This is a genomic window from Treponema sp. R6D11, assembly GCF_054786075.1.
In genome coordinates this window covers 1-1,157 of the sequence record NZ_BDHD01000399.1, presented here as the reverse complement: position 1 = coordinate 1,157, position 1,157 = coordinate 1, and the positions used below count along the sequence as shown (strand labels likewise).

The 1,157-nt window shown below is 40.5% G+C and carries 2 protein-coding genes; one reads left to right on the top strand and one right to left on the bottom strand.

The features are described from left to right. Positions 1 to 52 precede the first annotated feature (52 nt). A complete protein-coding gene (locus ACYVTD_RS13475; RefSeq protein ID WP_461248249.1) occupies positions 53 to 610 on the top strand; it encodes a hypothetical protein in 558 nt (185 codons plus the stop codon). Positions 611 to 656: 46 nt separating this feature from the next. Here the strand turns inward: ACYVTD_RS13475 and ACYVTD_RS13470 are convergent. Next, positions 657 to 1,157, bottom strand: a 501-nt coding sequence (locus ACYVTD_RS13470) for a hypothetical protein (RefSeq protein ID WP_461248248.1), incomplete at its 5' end; no start/stop codon positions are given.

Below are 1,157 nucleotides of genomic sequence, written 5' to 3'. Positions count from 1 at the left end.
CGCTAGGGTCGATAAAGGCAAAGCTTATAATTATAATGAGGAGGGGATTTAAATGGGGAATTTTTTGTTGGGAATCGGTAGTTCTATTAAAAATGTTGCAGTAGGGATTGGAAGTTCCATTTCGAATGTAGCTAGCAAGGCTGCTAGCGGTATTTCTAATACTGTCAAAAACACTGCCACTAAGGCGGGTAATACGATAGTTAACACAGGAAACAAAGCGATTGATTTAAGCAAAGAGGTCGCTACGAACGCTTATACTAATCCATTGAAAAATATTTCCGTTGCTAAGGATTTAGGAAGTAAGGCGGGTTCTGTTGTTAAGAACGTTGCGACTAAGGCGGCAGAGGTAGTTAATAATACGACTTTGGCAGGTAAAGCTTATACTGCGGTACAAGGAACGAAGGTGGGAACCAGTGTTACGCAAAATGCGAGTTCGCTGGCGAGCAAGGCTAAATCTGGAGTTTCTAATTTATTTTCACAAGCAAAAACGAAAGTCGTTGAGAGCACGCAAAGTTTACGTGCAAAGCTGCAAACGATAAGAAACACTGCGCCTTTGTCAACGCCTGTCAGTCCTGTTATTTCGCCAGTTCTTAAAGGGAATGTTAGGTAAATTATTTCGTATAATAAAAAAGAGCCGATGGCTCTTTTTTTGTTTGTTATTTTGGATTGACGTTTTTGGGTATCTCTTGTTCTAGTTTTATGATAGATGGGGATTCTTGAGGTGTTGGATCTTGGTTTGTTCTAATTTCATTAAGCATTTCGGAAATTTTTGGTGGTTCTGCTAGGATGTTTAAGCCCTTTTGCAAGTTGGAAACAGAGCTAATCATTGTTGGCTCTCTCCAAAGCGAGCATTCTTCTAGGTCCAAAAATTCTGCAGGCTTTTTACTTTCGTAAGGAGCCTTAAATGGGACGCCTGCTTGGTCTTTTACAGCATCTATTGCAAATAGAGTCAATGTATTTTTTACTTTGCGGATAACTGTCCAACTCTTGCTAACATCACTGAGGGTAGGAAAAACGATTCTATCGCCCGGGCGAACGTAATCAATGGCAATTTCTAGCGGTTTATACTTGATGTTTTTATCATGCCCTGCTAGCCTAGAAACTGAAAACTCCTTGCTGAATGCGTGGCATTTTATGTTGATGTCGAAAGCCAGGCG